Raw genomic sequence first — 15,968 nt, forward strand, 5'->3', positions numbered from 1 at the left:
TCGCACGGCCCAGACGTCATAACTGTGCCCCGATCCTTTGATGCCGCAGGCCCCGATGAACGCTGAAGACCGCAAGATCCCCAGCCACGAACTGACCTATGTCCGCCTGCGCGACATGGTGCTGTTTGGCCATCTTGAACCCGGCCAGCCGGTGACGATTCAGGGCCTTGTCGGTGATCTGGAGGCGGGGATGACCCCGGTCCGAGAGGCGATCCGCCGCCTGACCGCCGAGGGTGCGCTGCTGCCGCAGGGCAACCGCCGCGTGACGGTGCCGCGGCTTACGGCGTCAACGCTGGAGCAACTGGCCTTCGCTCGTCTGACGATAGAGCCAAAGCTGGCCGAGTTGGCGGGCGCCCGGATGACGACCGCGCTGATTTCACGGCTGTCGGCGATTGACGATCAGGTCAATGCGGCAATCCGGGCCGGCGACATTTTCGGCTATCTGCAATCGAACCATGCCTTCCACTTTGCGCTTTATGAGGCATCAGAGGCAGCGGTTCTGGTGGATATGGCGCGGTCTTTGTGGCTGCGCTTTGGCCCGTCGTTGCGGGTGGTGGCTGGTTTGCCGGGGGCGAACAGCCTGACGGACAACCATGCCCATGCACTGGCTGCGATGCGCGCGGGCGATCTGGCGGGCGTGGTCGAGGCGATGCGCCGCGATATTGCCCAAGGGGTGGATCAGGTCCGCGCCGCTTTGGAAAGCGGCGCGGTCTGACGCCAAAAGCCGTGATCGGGGATCACTTGATCGGCGTGCGGTACTGGATGCGGCGAACCGACCCGGTTTTCGACCGCATCAGAATGGTTTCCATCGTCACCCAACCCGGTTCGCGGCGGATGCCTTCAAGCAGTGACCCGCTGGTCACACCGGTTGCCGCAAAAATCACATCGCCGCGCACCAGATCGTCTCGGGTGTAAACCCGGTCGAAATTCACGATCCCGGCCTTTTTCGCCCGCGCGCGCTCGTCATCGTTGCGGAAGATCAGCTTGCCAAAGAATTGCCCGCCCATGCACTTCAGCGCAGCAGCAGCCAGCACCCCTTCGGGCGCGCCACCAGAGCCCATGTACATATCAATGCCGGTCTGGTCGGGTTCGGCGCAATGCATCACGCCCGCAACATCGCCATCGGTGATCAGGCGGATCGCAGCGCCGGTGGAGCGGATTTCGGCGATCAACTCCTCATGCCGGGGGCGGTCCAGCACGCAGACGGTGATGTCTTCGGTCGAACAACCCTTGGCGGCGGCAAGGGCCGAAACCCGTTCCGAAGGGGTCATCGTCATGGTCACGGTGCCGGTCTTGAACCCCGGCCCGATGGCCAGTTTTTCCATGTAAACGTCGGGGGCGTGCAGCATCGTGCCACGCGGCGCCATGGCGATCACGGTCAGCGCGTTCGGCATGTCTTTGGCGGTCAGCGTGGTGCCTTCCAGCGGGTCCAGCGCGATGTCCACCGCCGGGCCTTTGCCGGTGCCGACCTCTTCTCCGATGAACAGCATCGGGGCTTCGTCGCGCTCGCCTTCACCGATCACCACCACACCGGCGATATCCAAAAGGTTCAACTGGTCGCGCATGGCGTTGACGGCGGCCTGATCGGCGGCCTTTTCATCGCCCCGCCCGATCAGCTTGGCCGAGGCAAGGGCCGCCGCCTCGGACACGCGGGCCAGGCCCAGCGAAAGCAAACGGTCATGGAATTCAACGGCATCGGCCATGGGAGCATCCTTGAAAATCACCTTGCTCACCCATAGCCGGGCAGGGCAGGCCGGGGCAAGCGTGGTGTCGCTAACGCCCCGGTGCAGGGACGATATTTCGTCAGACTTCCTCGATGCGGATCGCCACCGGGGCACCCACCAGCACGCCCGTCGCCGCAAAGCTGGACATGGCATGCGCCACATCGGCGGGGGCGGCCTTGTGGGTGACGAACAGCACGATGGCGTCGTCATCTTCGGCGTCATGGCTGTTGATCTGGCGCATCTGGTCGATGGACACGCCCGCATCGCCCAGGGCGGTGGCGATCTTGGCCAAGGCGCCGGGTTTGTCCAGCAGGGTCATGCGCAGATACCACGGCGTCGGGTTTGCCGAACGCGCCGGAACCGCAGCGGCCAGCGTGGCGGCGGGCTGGCCAAAGGTCGGCAGGCGCAACCCGCGTGCAAGGTCGATCACATCGCCCATCACGGCGCTGGCGGTGGGGCCTTCGCCCGCGCCGGGGCCGCGCAGCACGATCTGGCCGACACTGTCGCCTTCCAGCACCACCATGTTCGTGCCGCCCTGCAACTGGCCCAAGGGGCTGGCGGCGGGCACAAGGCAGGGGGTCATGCGCTGTTCCAGGCCACGGCCCGTCATCTGCGCCACGCCCAACAGCTTGATCCGATAGCCCATTTCGTCGGCCAACCGGATGTCGTCGATCGACACGTTGCCGATGCCTTCCAGTTCCACAGCATCAAAGGCCACTTGCGTGCCAAAGGCGATGGAGGAGAGCAGGCTGAGTTTGTGGCCCGCGTCGATGCCCCCCACGTCAAGGTTGGGGTCGGCCTCCAGATAGCCCAGCTGACGGGCCTCTTCGAACACGGTTTCATAGGGCAGACCAGCGCTTTGCATCCGGGTCAGGATGTAATTGCAGGTGCCGTTCATCACGCCCATGACGCGGCGCATCTTGTTGCCGGCCAGCCCCTCGGTCAGCGCCTTGATCACCGGAATGCCCCCGGCCACCGCAGCCTCGAACCGGATCACATGGCCCGCAGCCTCGGCCGCGAGGGCCAGCGCCTGACCGTGATGGGCCAAAAGGGCCTTGTTCGCCGTCACCACATCCTTGCCAGCGGCAATCGCCGCCTCGGTCGCGGCCTTGGCGGGGCCGTCATGACCGCCCATCACCTCGACAAACACATCCACATCGGGGCGTTTGGCCAGGGCGACAGGATCGGTTTCCCAAGCATAGCCCGACAGGTCGGCATCGCGGTTCTTTTTCGGATCACGCGCGGAAACGGCGGTGATCACCACCGGGCGGCCCGCGCGGGCGGCGATCAGATCGGCATGGCGCTGCACGATCTTGACGACGCCAATGCCCACCGTGCCAAGACCGGCAAGACCGATGCGAAGAGGTGCGGCGGACATGGTATTCTCCCGAAACTGTGCTGGGGTCTGTTAGCGGTTTGGCGTGGCCAAGGCAACGCAGGTTCAGGGATTGCGCAAGGCGTTCGCGCGGGCCTGAAGGGCGGCGGCTTCGGCATCAAGCGAGCCGGTCGGTGCCGCCGTGGTTATCGGCGCAGGCAGGGCCGAGGCGGGCAACAGCGCAGGCGTAGGGCCCGTGGGCGGGCCGCCAATGCCCAGTTTCGGCAGCGGGTTGCAGCCGGGCAGGGCAATCAGGGGGGCGATCAGGGCAAGGCGCAAGATACAAGGTGTCATGCCGATGATCCTACCCGAAAACACGGCGCGGGAAAGCCCCGCGCCGCGCCGATCCGCTTAATGGGCGGGCTTGATGAAGGTGCCGTTGCGCAGATCGCGCATCGCCTGATCCAGTTCGGCCTGGGTGTTCATCACAATCGGCCCGTGCCAGGCGACGGGTTCCTGTATCGGCGCCCCTGCCACCAGCAGAAAGCGCACGCCATTGTCGCCCGCCTGCACCACCACCTCATCGCCTGCGCCAAACTCAATCAGGGTCCGGTTGCCCGACAGATCACGGATGTTCAGCTCCTCTCCGGCCAGCTCTTTTTCCAGCAGCACCCCGCGCGGGTTGGCGGCATCGGCAAACTTGGCCGCACCGTCAAAGACATAGGCAAAGGCCTTGCGGCGGGTGTCGATGGCGAACCGCTTTTTGCGGCCAGCGGGAACAAAGATGTCCAGATACAGCGGGTCGGCGGCGATGCCATCAACCGGGCCGGTCTTGCCCCAGAAGCTGCCGGTGATCACCTTGACCACAACGCCGTCATCCTCAAGAATCTCTGGAATGTCGCGCGCCTTGACATCCTGATAGCGCGGCGCGGTCATTTTCAGGTCTTTGGGCAGGTTCGCCCAAAGCTGAAACCCGTGCATCTGGCCCTGCGCATTCCCCTTGGGCATTTCCTGATGCAGAATGCCGGACCCTGCCGTCATCCATTGCACATCGCCGCCCTTCAGCGTGCCGCGATTGCCAAGGCTGTCACCATGATCGACCGATCCGGCCAGCACATAGGTGATCGTCTCGATCCCGCGGTGAGGGTGCCAGGGAAAGCCTGCCATATAGTCCGCGGGACGGTCGCCACGAAAATCGTCAAACAGCAGAAAGGGGTCCATCCGCTCTGGCTCGGCAAAGCCGAAGGCGCGGTGCAGGCGGACGCCAGCGCCCTCCATCGTCGGGCGGGCTCGGGTTTCAGAGGTTACAGGACGGATCGACATGGGGCGCTCCTCTCGTTTGCGGTTAAGGCAAAGATAGGGGCGGTGGTCATATTGCCAACCGGCGATAGCAAGCGGTCAGCTGTGCGCGAACGCACAGCTAGGCGACATCAGCCGCAGGCGACACCCGACATGCAGATTTTGGGCACAAAGCGCGGGCGGGTCACGATGAACTGCGAGACGTTATCCGCGCTGATGCCAACGTTGAACGCCGGCACATAGGGCACCACCGTTTCAACGATCACCACATAGTCCCCATCCGACATTGCCGGGATCTTTGACTTGTAGCTTTGCAGCGTTGTGGTCGTCAGTGCGGGCAAATTCGTGCCCCCCGTGGTGCGCGACCAGTGAACCTGAAATTGTTGATTGGTTTGCGACCAGGTGACCGAGGTGACCCGGATCGACACATCCTGATTGCCGTCGATCAGCCGCTCCATCACCGAATCCATGCCGGTAATATAGGCATCGTTGATCGTGAGCATCTCGCGAGAGACCATGTCGGAAATCGTATAAGAGGCTTTCTGAATGCGGTTGATCGACCGGAACGCATCCCAATACACAAACAGCCCCAGATAGGCCCAAAGCATGAAGGGCAGAACCAACACAGCCTCAGCCATGACGGTGCCCTGCTCGGAGCTGAAGTATTGTGCAAATCTGGCGCGGACTGTGTTCATGATACCATTCAACTCGGTTCGGTCACATAGGCGGTGTTGCTGATCAGCGCGTAGCCACCCTTGCCATCAAGCTCCAGATAGGGGGCAAGGCCATAGGCTGGCAGGATCGCATCCTGAATGACGCAAATGCGCACAAGCATCACGTCGTTCTGCTGGCCGATCTGCAACGCTGTCACAGGGTTTACATCTTCCTCACGGTCCACGCAGGCGGCATCAGCGGTCGGGAACGACCAGGTTGTCGTGGAAATGCGCGTCATTTCGATGCTGATGTTCTTCTGGCAATCCAGCAGAATGACGCCACGGCTGCAAATTTCAGTTTTCAGCAATTCGGCTGTCGGGGCCAGATAATGCCCCAAACGCAGTTCCCTGACCGTCCGGTCCACGGCCTGATCCAGCATGATCGACCGCAGCATCAACAGCCCGCTTTCGAACGCCGAGGCGAAGACCAAAAGGATGATCGGCGCTGACAGCGCAAATTCAAGCGAGGCCGTGCCGTTCTGAGAGTTGCGGAAGGCCCGAAGACGCTTGCCGATAGCCCATATCATTGTGTCAACCTCAACTGGCTGATGTTACTGGCAATTGCACGAAACGCGGTTTTGATCTGAAGCCCGGTGGCGTTGAAGTAATGCGCGGCCGAAGAGGCGCAGCCTGCGATCTGGGTCTGGCCGTTGGCCGGTGCCTCGAAGGCGATGCCGTAAACCGTCACACCCTGGTTCTTGATCGAGGTGCAGATTGTCTGAAGCTGGGTGTCCATCGTTGTGGTGGCCGTCTGCGTGCGCATGGCGGTCATGGTGTCATTATAAACCGTGGTGCGCGTCGAGGACGTGGTGCCCAAGGCGCGGGCATAGAACTGCCAGGCGACATAGCTGACCCGCATGTTCGCCCAGACTTGGGGCCAGGTCAGGTTCGTGACGCCACTGGGAATTGCAGCGTTCTGCACATAGCAATTGTTGGTGGGTGGCACCGTGCCGTTCCAGGGGCGCGAATGCCAGGCACCCAGATGCGGCACCCAGTAGGGGCGGCTGTTACAGATCGTCGTGGACGAGGTGGTGACGACTTTGGACGAATGGAAAACCGAGTAATTGTTGTCGCTGGTTGTGCGGAAGATTATCGAGTATCCCGACTTGAAAAGAGGTTTGATCCGCTCTTCGGCGAAATGCTCGCCGTCGGTCATCAGAATGATCACCTTCATCGCATCGTCGTCGACATAGTCAAACGGGCGGCCCTGAAATTCGCTGGGCATCGCACCAGAGGTGATGAACTGACTGAACATGGTCCGCGCGCTCGGATCAAGCAGCGCGGTACCCCAGCGCATCCCGGCGTTGATCGAGGTGGCCCCGATCGCGGTCAGCCCGTTGATCGCCGATTGGAGGCCACTGATGCTTTTCGACGGCAGACGCACGATGTTGGTCGCGGAAGGCGGGCACCACAGGTTGGCGCCGTTGGCGACGCCATAGTTCGAGTCTGTGGGCGTCACGTAAGAGGTGGTCTGGTTGGTGGTCGAATAGGAATCGGCATTCGCGGTCATCGACATCGCCGATGTGCGCGATAGCGACAGAGAACTGTAGGTCGCAGGATCAAGGTCGACACAAAACTGGTTTGTACCGCCATTCGGATCGGTCAGGTTGTATTTCGCCGAAAGGGTAGACCCCAGGTTGACCTGACCATTGAACGGCACGAGGCCAATGGAAATGCGTCCTTCGGCATCACTGGACAGCACCGTATTGACGAATTCGTTCGCGGCCGATTTCAGGTTGGTCAGCTTGCTGTTCGACGCCATCGAGCCAGAAATGTCCAGCACCAGCATGATTTCGACATTGGTCACGCGCTGCTCGGCCTTGGAATGACCTGCCGCGTCCATTGCGTTGATGCCCATCAGTTTCAGGAAAATCGGGTCGGTGCCCGCCGTCGCGTCGGCGGCCACTTCGCGGTAGTTCAGACCTTCGTTGACGGTCACCGTTTTCAGATACTGAATCAGCCCGGCCTTGGTGAAATAGTCGTTCACCACGCTGGTCGCATCCAGTTCCTGAGTCAGCGAGGCCGCCGCAAGGGTAGAACGGTCAAGCGTGTTTTGCAGGTTGGTGCGGATGGTTTCATACCGCATCACATCCACCGCCAACCCACCGATCATGATCATCGCCATGAACAGAGAAAGGGAAAAGATCGTCAGGCTGCCCGACTCTTGTCGTGCAAAGGTGCGCAGCTGAAATCTTGCCATGCCGCCCACGCGGCTCCAAGACTTCGAAACGGACTTTTTGCCAAATAGCTGCATCTGTCGCACTCCCTTCCCCGACTCGATAATCGGGGGAACACACCAAGGGAGACAATTTACTGCGGGGCAGGGCAAATTTGTGGCAAAATGAGGAATAGATTGTGTGACTTGCGGCATTGGCGTGGCTAACGGGGTGCCGGGCAGGGGGATTGTTAACCACGACGCCAGTCATCGGCACTCTCCTACTGCGTCAGGCGCAATTGGGTGATGTTGGTGGCAATGGTGCGGAAGGCGGTTGCGATCTGCAATCCGCTGGCGTTGAAATAGTGCCCGGCCGAGGAGGCGCAGTTTGAAATTTGGGTCTGCCCGTTAATCGGCGCCTCGAACGCGATGCCGTAAACCGTGACGCCGCTGTCCTTGGCAAAGCCGCAAATCTGCTGCAACTGGTTGTCCATCGAGGTGGTGGCGGTCTGCGTGCGGAACGAGGCAAGCGTGTTGTTATACACGGTCGTGCGGCTGGTCGCATTTGTCCCAAGGGCACGGGCATAGAACTGCCAGGCGACATAGCTGACCCGCATGTTGGTCCAGACCTGGGGCCAGGTTTGCAGTGCGACGCCGCTGCCCGAATCCCAAGCGTTTGCACGCCATGCTTCTGCGGTGTTGGTGCCGCCGGTGCAGGCTACCGAAGTGCACAGGTGGGGCACCCAATACTGGTTGGCCCCTGCCGCCGCCGGGCGACCCGTTGCAAAGCGGATGGAATACTTTCCGTCGCCCGAAGAGCGGTAGATCGGCGAGTTGCCGGACTTGTAGGTTTCTCCGACCCGCTCTTCAGCAAAATGTTCGCCATCCGTCATCAGCACGACGATCTTCATCGTGCCGGCTGCGTTGTAGGCATAGGGGCGGCCAGCGAAATCGGGGCTGATCTTGCCAGAGGTGATCAACTCACTGAACATGCCCTTCGAATTGGGGTCCAGCAATGCCATGCCCCATTTCATACCTGCATTGATCGAGGTGGCACCAATCGCCGTCAGGCCATTGATTGCGGCGTGAAGCCCCGACGAGCTTTTTGACGGCAAGAGAACGGTATTGCCTGCAATCGACGGGCACCAGCGGTTCAACGGGTTGGGGGTGCCATAGTTGGTATCGGTCGGCGCAAGATAGCTTGTGGTCTGGTTGGTGCCTGAAAAGGTATCTGCAAAGGCGGTCATCGACATGGCGACATTGTTCGACATCGCGGTCGAGGAATAGACCGAGGGCGGCAGATCGACGCAATTGACGTTCGCCACGTTGGGGTTGTTCGTCAGGTTGTACTTGGCCGCCAGCGTAGCGCCCAGATTGACCTGCCCGTTGAAGGGAACCAGCGTGATCGAGATGCGCCCCTCGGCGTCGCTGGCCAGAACGGTGTCGACGAATTCGTTTGCGGCGGCCTTCAGGTTGACCAGTTTGTTGTTGTTTTGCATCGAGCCGGACACATCGAGGACAAGGGCGATCTCGATGTTGTTCACGCGTTGCTCGGCGCCCGATGCCCCGACCGCCTTCAACTCGTCGATGCCAACAAGGTGAAGGAAAATCGGGTCGGTATTGGTGATGCCATCGGCGCTGACGGTGCGGCCGTTCAGGCCGTCAGTCACATTGATATGGTTGATGTCGCTGCCCAGCCCGGCCTTGGTCATATAGTCGCGCACGACGCTTTCGGGATCAAGCTGCTGGTTCAGCGCCGCCGCCGCAAGAACGCCGCGGTCCAGCGTGTTCTGCAAGGCGGTCCGGCGCTGTTCATACCGCATGAAATCGACGGCCACACCGCCGATGGTCATCATCAGAAAGAACAGGATCAGCGCGAAAATGATCAGCGCGCCATCTTCTTCCTTGCGAAAGCGGGAAAAGGCATTTTTTGCAAAACCAGCACCAGACATATCACTATTCCTGAACACGGCCGACGACATGTTCGACCCACAATTTTCACGCTACAGCCATCTGGTTGCCGCGAAGTTGTGGCAAGATTGTGGCAAATGCGATTGGCTTGGGTCGGCGGCCATCATGCGGGAAACAGTGCAATTTTAGCGGGTGGATTGTTCCGAAATCGGCAAATCGTGGGAAGGTAACTCGCGTCAAGATTGTGTTATGATGAGTCGGTTCGTGTTCGAATTGCGGCATGGTTGCGAATCTATGAATCGGCCCGGCAGCAGATATTCTCTTTGCGGCTGCGGCGATGATTGGCGTGGGGCCGCAGCAGTGACGAAACCGTCGCCTTGTGAAAAGCGACGCGGTTTGTCGCTGATAGCGCAGGAAATCCTGCCGGGCTGTTGATTATCCCGCCCGGACGCGCTTGTATCCGGGCGAGTCAGGGAAAGGCCACGTCATGCGATATTCCGGCTGGAAGGTGATTACCCAAGGTCTCTTGGGCAACAAGGGCTGGACGCCCGCCTGGCGCGAACCCGCGCCCAAGGCGGAATATGATGCCATCATCATCGGCGGCGGCGGACACGGGCTTTCCACGGCCTATTATCTGGCCAAGAACCACGGGCTGCGGAATATCGCGGTCTTGGAAAAGGGCTATCTGGGTGGTGGCAACGTCGGGCGCAACACCACCATCGTGCGCGCGAACTACTTCCTGAAGGGCAATCAGGAATTCTATTCCCACAGCCTGAAGCTGTGGGAAGGGCTTGAGGCAGAGCTGAACTATAACGTGATGCACAGCCAGCGCGGGCTGATCAACCTGTTCCATTCCGATGGCCAGCGCGATGCCTTTGCCCGCCGTGGCAACTCGATGATCAATCAGGGCGATGATGCGATCCTGCTGGACCGCGAAGGCGTGCGCGAGCATCTGCCCTATCTTGATTTCGAACAGACCCGCTTTCCGATTTACGGCGGCCTTCTGCACCCGCGCGGCGGCACCGCCCGGCATGATGCCGTGGCCTGGGGCTATGCGCGCGGTGCCGACCGGCTGGGCGTTGACCTGATCCAGAACTGCGAAGTGACCGGCATCGACATTGAAAATGGCAAGGTCGTCGGGGTCCAGACCTCTCGGGGCGCGATCAAGGCGAAAAAGGTTGGCATCGTGGTGGCGGGGCGCTCGTCTCAGGTGGCGGCGATGGCCGGGATGCGCCTGCCGATCGAAAGCCACATCCTGCAAGCCTTTGTCACCGAAGGGCTGAAGCCCGTCATCCACCATGTGATCAGCTTTGGCATGGGCCATTTCTACATGAGCCAGTCCGACAAGGGCGGGTTGGTGTTCGGCGGCGACCTTGATTTCTACGCCAGCTATGCCGCGCGGGGGAACCTGCCGATGGTTGAGCATGTGATGGAGGCGGGCATGACCCTGATGCCGATGATCGGGCGGGCCAAGGTGCTGCGGTCCTGGGGCGGCATCATGGATATGTCGCCCGATGGCAGCCCGATCATCGACAAGACCCATATCGACGGCCTCTACCTTGACTGCGGCTGGAACTACGGTGGCTTCAAGGCCGTGCCCGCAAGCGGCTGGTGCATGGCGCATCTGATGGCCACCGACCAAAGCCACGAGGTCGCCCGCCGCTTCCGCCTTGACCGCTTCCGCACCGGCCATCTCCTCGACGAGGAAGGCACGGGCAGCCAACACAATCTGCATTGACCATGCCCGCCGCCGCCAAATCTTCGACGTTCCGCCCGGCTTTGGCCGGGGATGCCTCCGGCGGGCATATTTATGCCAATGTGAAAGCGCATTTCACATTGGTCCAAATATCCCGGGGTGAGGCCGCAGGCCGAGGGGCGGCGCCCCTTTTCCTGCCTTTTGCCGTCCTATCGACCAAGGAGACCCGCCCATGCGCCTGACCTGCCCCCTGTGTGGCCCCCGCGACCGGCGAGAGTTCTACTATTATGGCCATGAAGATTACCTTCAGCGCCCCGGTCCCGATGCCGGGCCAGAGGCTTGGGATGACCACCTGCACCTGCGCGACAACATTGCGGGCGAGGTGCGCGACCTGTGGTATCACGAGACGGGCTGCGCGCAGTGGCTGGTCGTCACCCGCAACACCGTGACCCATGAAATCCTGTCCACCGAACTGGTGGCCGACCGTAAAAAGAAAGGGGTCCGTGCATGAGGATCCTTGGCAAGGGCCAGATCGACCGCAACCGCCCGGTCAGCTTCCGTTTTGATGGCAAGAGCTATCAGGGCTATCAGGGCGATACCGTCGCCTCGGCCCTGTTGGCCAATGATGTGCGGCTGATGGGGCGCAGCTTCAAATATCACCGCCCGCGCGGCGTGCTGACCGCCGGGTCGGAAGAGCCGAATGCGCTGTTGGAGGTGGTGGGGGCGACGAACCAGACGCCCAACGTTCGCGCCACGATGCAGGAAATCTTTGACGGGCTGAACACGCAAAGCCAGAATCGCTTTCCGTCTTTGTCGTTTGATTTCATGGGCGTGAATGACCTTCTGTCGCAGTTCCTGTCGGCGGGGTTTTATTACAAGACCTTCATGTGGCCGCGCGCCTTTTGGGAAAAGCTGTATGAGCCGGTGATCCGCCGCGCGGCTGGCCTTGGCCGGTTGTCGGGCAAGCATGACGAAGGGCATTACGAAAAGGCCTATGCCTTTTGCGACCTTCTGGTCATCGGCTCCGGCCCGGCGGGCCTTGCCGCCGCGCTGACCGCCGCCCGCGCCGGGGCCGATGTGATCCTGGCCGAGGAGGACCGCGAGTTGGGCGGTCGTCTGCTGGCCGATGAGCCCGATTTGGATGGCGCGCCCGCGCGTGACTGGGTTTCCAGTACCGAGGCGGAACTGCGCAGCCTGCCCAATGTGCGGGTGATGACCCGCACCACAGTAACCGGCGCCTATGACAACGGCACCTTCGGCGCCCTGGAGCGGGTTGGCCTGCATACCCCCGCCCGCGCCGACCTGCCGCGCGAATGCTTCTGGCGCATCGCGGCCAAGCGGGCGGTTCTGGCGGCGGGTGCGTTGGAACGCCCCATCGCCTTCCCGATGAACGACCGGCCCGGCATCATGTTGGCAGGCGCGGTGCGCAGTTACCTCAACCGCTGGGGCGTGACGGCGGGCAAGCGCGTCACGATCTTTGCCAACAACGATGGCGCGCGCCAGACCGCGCGGCAGTTGATGGCGGCGGGGGTCGAGGTGGCGGCCATTCTGGACAGCCGCACCGATGCAACCGCGATTGAGGATTGCCCGGTCTACCTTGGCGCGCGTGTCACCGACACCTCGGGCCGGCTTGGCCTGCGGTCGATCTCGGGCGCTCATGTCGGCGGCAATTTCCAGATCGAGACCGATTGCCTGGCCATGTCGGGCGGCTGGAACCCGACGGTCAACCTGACCTGCCACCTGAATGGCCGCCCGCGCTGGAACGTGGACATCGCGGCCTTCGTGCCCAGCGAAGGGGTGGTGCCGGGCCTGTCGGTCGCAGGTTCCGCCAATGGCGATTTCACCACCCATGCCTGCCTTGCCGCCGGGCAGGCGGCTGCGATTGAGGCGCTGGCCGAGATTGGTGTGACTGCGGCGGCGGTGCCCTTGCCCCGCGCCGAAGGGGTGCCCTATGCCATTCAGCCGCTGTGGCTGGTCGAAGGCAAGGGCCGCGCCTGGCTGGATTTCGCCAATGACGTGACCAGCAAGGACGTGAAGCTGTCGGCGCAAGAGGGGTTCACCTCGGTCGAGCATATGAAGCGGTATACGACGCAAGGCATGGCCCCCGATCAGGGCAAAAGCTCGAACGTCGCCGCATTGGCGGTGCTGGCCGATGCCACGGGGCGCGGCATTCCCGAAACCGGAACAACCACTTACCGCCCGCCCTTCACGCCGGTTTCCATTGCCGCCATGGGGGCAGGGGGCCGCGCGATGGGCTTTGCCCCGCAACGCTTTACCACCTCCGATCAGGCCAGCCGCGACCGTCATGCGCCCATGATCGAGGCGGGCCTGTGGTATCGCCCCAGCTATTTCCCGAAACCGGGCGAAAAGACATGGCGTGAAAGCTGTGACCGAGAGGTCAATATGGTCCGCAGCGCGGTGGGCGTGTCGGATGTGTCCACCCTTGGCAAGATTGACATTCAGGGGAAAGACGCTGCCCGTTTCCTTGATCTGGTCTATACCAACACGTTCAGCAATTTGCCTATTGGCCGCGTGCGCTATGGCTTGATGCTGCGCGAGGATGGTCTGGTCTTGGACGATGGCACCACGGCGCGGTTGGATGAAAACCATTTCCTGATGACCACCACCACCGCAGCGGCGGGTCTGGTGATGCGGCATCTGGATTTCATCCACCAGACCCATTGCGCCGACTGGGATTTGCGGCTGATTTCCGTCACCGAATCCTGGGCGCAGTTCGCTGTCGCCGGGCCAAAGGCACGGGCGCTTTTGAACGCGGTGCTGGATGCGCCTTTGGGCGATTTCCCCTTCATGGCTTGTGGCGAAACGCAGGTAGGCGGCGTCAAGGGGCGTCTCTTCCGCATCTCGTTCTCGGGCGAGGAGGGGTATGAGGTTGCCGTTCCAAGCCGCTACGGTGAAAGCCTTTTCCGCGATCTGGTCGCCAAGGCCGAGGCGATGGGCGGTGGTCCTTACGGGATGGAGGCGCTGAACGTCCTGCGTATCGAAAAGGGCTTCATTACGCACGCCGAAATTCACGGGCGCACCACCGCCTTTGACATCGGCATGGAAAAGATGGTCAGCCCGAAGAAGGATTGCATCGGTAAGGCCATGGCTGCCCGTCCCGGTATGGTCGGCGAGGAACGCGAGCAGTTGGTGGGACTGAGACTGGCCCAAGAAACCAAGGCTTTCGGCGGCGCGCATCTTTTCACCCAAGGGGCCGAGGTGGAGCGCGAAACCTCGCAAGGCTATGTCACCTCGGTCTGCTGGTCGCCGATGTTCGGCGCCACGCTGGCCATGGGGTTCCTGAAAAACGGCCGTGCCCGGCATGGCGAGAAAATCCGCATCGTCGATCATCTGCGCGACCTTGACCTGTTGGCCGAGGTTTGTGACCCGGTGTTCCACGACCCCAAGGGGGAGAAGCTGCGTGCCTGAACTGATCGCCAAAACCGCCCTGTTGGGCAAAAAGCCCGTCACCTTTGCCGGAACCACGCTGGCCGAGGGTGATGCAGGCCCCGTCGCCTCCATCGCCCTCTTCCCCGGGCAGGACAAAGCCGCCGCCAAGGCGCTGAAACCGCTGGCCTTTCCGGCACCGAACAGCTTTACCGAAAGCGAGGCTGCGCGGTTGGTCTGGACCGGCCGCGACCAAGCCTTCCTGATCGGCGCCGAACCACCCGCGCTGGGTGGCATCGCCGCCGTCACCGACCAATCCGGCGGCTGGGCCACGCTGACCCTGACCGGCCCGATGGCGGTCGAGGCGCTGATGCGCCTTGTCCCCCTCGACCTGCGCGCCACATTCGCCGTGGGGCAGGCGGCCCGCGCGCCGCTTGGCCATATGCAATCGATCCTCTTCCGCACTGCGCCCGACAGCTTTACGCTGATGGTCTTCCGCTCCATGGCGCGCACAGCATGGCATGAGATCGAGGTGGCGCTGCGCTCTCTCGCCGCCCGCGCCGCACTGGCCTGATGCTGACCAACCGCGACATCGCGGAGCTGACCGCGTTTCGCCGCGCCCTGCACCGCGCGCCCGAAGTCTCACGGCAGGAACAGGAAACCGCCCGCTCCATCGCCGCCGCCCTGACGGCGGATCAGGTGGTCGCGGGCTTGGGCGGGCATGGGGTCGCGGCAGTCTACAACGGTGCCGAACCCGGCCCAACGGTGATGTTCCGCGCCGAACTCGACGCGCTGCCGATTGCGGAACTGTCAGACGCGCCCCACCGCTCGGCCATTCCCGGCAAGGGGCATCTTTGCGGCCATGACGGCCATATGACCATCCTGATTGGCCTGTCGCGTCTGCTCTCTCGCCAGCGCCCCGCCAAGGGCCGTGTGGTCCTGATGTTCCAGCCCGCGGAAGAGGATGGCTCTGGTGCCGCCGCCGTCATCGCTGATCCGCGTTGGCCTGCCTTGCGCCCCGATTGGGCGTTTTCTTTGCACAACGAACCCGGCAATGCGCTGGGTCATGCCCACCTGCGCATGGGGCCTGTGAATTGCGCCAGCCAGGGCCTGAAAATCCGCCTGACCGGCAAGACCGCGCATGCCAGCCAACCAGAAACCGGCACCTCGCCCGCCCCGGCGCTGGCCGCGCTGATCCCGGCGCTGACTGCATTGGGGCAGGGCGGCGCGCTGCAACCCGGTTTCCGCCTTGTCACCGTCACCCATGCCCGCCTTGGCGAACCCGCCTTCGGCATCGCCCCGGGCGAGGCAGAGTTGTGGGTCACCCTGCGCACGCTGGAAGACGCCGCCATGGCCGCCCTGCGCGCCGAAGCCATGGCGCTGGCCCATGCCCACAGCCCCGACCTGACCGCCACCTTTGAAACCCACGATGATTTCGCCGCCAGCGTCAACCACCCCGAGGCCGTCGCCCATATGACCGCCGCCCTTGATGCCCTGCATATCCCGCATTCCCCCGGCGAAATCTGGCGCGCCAGTGAAGATTTCGGCCGCTTTGGCGCGACCCCGACCAGATCGGCCATGCTGTTCCTTGGCGCGGGCAATGCCCCAGCCCTGCACAACCCCGACTATGATTTCCCCGATGACCTGACCCCTATCGGCGCGCATCTGTTCCACCGCATCGCCCGCGACCTCCTCGGCCCCCGATAACCGCCGATAGACTTGCCCCTTCCTCTTGGCGTAAATACTCCACGGGGGTCCGGGGGTGTGA

At 62.5% G+C, this 15,968-nt stretch carries 14 protein-coding genes; 6 read left to right on the forward strand and 8 right to left on the reverse strand.

Annotated elements, in window-relative coordinates; translation table 11 throughout:
- The first annotated feature begins 55 nt into the window (after positions 1-55).
- Positions 56-715 (forward strand): GntR family transcriptional regulator, encoded by a 660-nt coding sequence (locus tag JI744_RS03460; protein ID WP_202658308.1) that lies wholly within the window; start codon positions 56-58, stop codon positions 713-715.
- Between the two features lie 22 nt (positions 716-737).
- Here the strand turns inward: JI744_RS03460 and glpX are convergent, their stop codons facing one another.
- From glpX to JI744_RS03500, 8 genes are all read right to left on the reverse strand, one after another.
- The gene (gene glpX / locus JI744_RS03465; protein WP_202658309.1) at positions 738-1,703 is read right to left on the reverse strand and encodes a class II fructose-bisphosphatase; all 966 of its coding nucleotides are present in this window, start codon (positions 1,701-1,703) and stop codon (positions 738-740) included.
- A 100-nt stretch (positions 1,704-1,803) separates the two neighbouring features.
- Positions 1,804-3,102: a homoserine dehydrogenase gene (locus tag JI744_RS03470; RefSeq protein ID WP_202658310.1), complete on the reverse strand. Its 1,299-nt coding sequence runs from the start codon at positions 3,100-3,102 to the stop codon at positions 1,804-1,806.
- 63 nt (positions 3,103-3,165) lie between these two features.
- Entirely contained in the window at positions 3,166-3,393 is a 228-nt protein-coding gene (locus tag JI744_RS03475; protein ID WP_202658311.1) for a hypothetical protein, read from the reverse strand.
- Positions 3,394-3,450: 57 nt separating this feature from the next.
- A complete protein-coding gene (locus JI744_RS03480) occupies positions 3,451-4,362 on the reverse strand; it encodes a pirin family protein (protein ID WP_202658312.1) in 912 nt (303 codons plus the stop codon).
- 107 nt (positions 4,363-4,469) lie between these two features.
- Entirely contained in the window at positions 4,470-4,976 is a 507-nt protein-coding gene (locus JI744_RS03485) for a TadE/TadG family type IV pilus assembly protein (RefSeq protein WP_202658313.1), read from the reverse strand.
- 65 nt (positions 4,977-5,041) lie between these two features.
- Positions 5,042-5,578 carry a TadE/TadG family type IV pilus assembly protein gene (locus tag JI744_RS03490; protein ID WP_202658314.1) on the reverse strand — a complete coding sequence of 179 codons (537 nt, stop codon included), beginning with the start codon at positions 5,576-5,578 and terminating at the stop codon, positions 5,042-5,044.
- A complete protein-coding gene (locus tag JI744_RS03495) occupies positions 5,575-7,251 on the reverse strand; it encodes a pilus assembly protein TadG-related protein (RefSeq protein ID WP_202658315.1) in 1,677 nt (558 codons plus the stop codon). Before JI744_RS03495 ends, JI744_RS03490 begins: the two co-directional genes overlap by 4 nt.
- 236 nt (positions 7,252-7,487) lie before the next feature.
- On the reverse strand, positions 7,488-9,158 hold the full coding sequence (locus JI744_RS03500) for a TadE/TadG family type IV pilus assembly protein (protein WP_202658316.1): 1,671 nt from the start codon (positions 9,156-9,158) through the stop codon (positions 7,488-7,490).
- A 446-nt stretch (positions 9,159-9,604) separates the two neighbouring features.
- Here JI744_RS03500 and JI744_RS03505 point away from each other — a divergent pair, with 446 nt between their 5' ends.
- The 5 genes from JI744_RS03505 to JI744_RS03525 all read left to right on the forward strand — a co-directional run bounded on the left by JI744_RS03505 (position 9,605) and on the right by JI744_RS03525 (position 15,907).
- A complete protein-coding gene (locus JI744_RS03505) occupies positions 9,605-10,855 on the forward strand; it encodes a sarcosine oxidase subunit beta family protein (RefSeq protein WP_202658317.1) in 1,251 nt (416 codons plus the stop codon).
- A gap of 190 nt (positions 10,856-11,045) precedes the next feature.
- Positions 11,046-11,324, forward strand: a complete 279-nt coding sequence (locus JI744_RS03510; protein WP_202658318.1) for a sarcosine oxidase subunit delta — start codon at positions 11,046-11,048, stop codon at positions 11,322-11,324.
- Complete coding sequence (locus tag JI744_RS03515) at positions 11,321-14,242, forward strand: sarcosine oxidase subunit alpha family protein (protein ID WP_202658319.1); 2,922 nt, start codon at positions 11,321-11,323, stop codon at positions 14,240-14,242. Before JI744_RS03510 ends, JI744_RS03515 begins: the two co-directional genes overlap by 4 nt.
- The gene (locus tag JI744_RS03520) at positions 14,235-14,774 is read left to right on the forward strand and encodes a sarcosine oxidase subunit gamma (protein ID WP_202658320.1); all 540 of its coding nucleotides are present in this window, start codon (positions 14,235-14,237) and stop codon (positions 14,772-14,774) included. Before JI744_RS03515 ends, JI744_RS03520 begins: the two co-directional genes overlap by 8 nt.
- Positions 14,774-15,907, forward strand: coding sequence for an amidohydrolase (locus JI744_RS03525; protein WP_202658321.1), 1,134 nt, complete (start codon positions 14,774-14,776; stop codon positions 15,905-15,907). The genes JI744_RS03520 and JI744_RS03525 overlap by 1 nt, the downstream gene beginning before the upstream one ends.
- Positions 15,908-15,968: the final 61 nt, after the last annotated feature.

This window comes from Fuscibacter oryzae, assembly GCF_016765795.1.
Classification (GTDB): domain Bacteria; phylum Pseudomonadota; class Alphaproteobacteria; order Rhodobacterales; family Rhodobacteraceae; genus Fuscibacter; species Fuscibacter oryzae.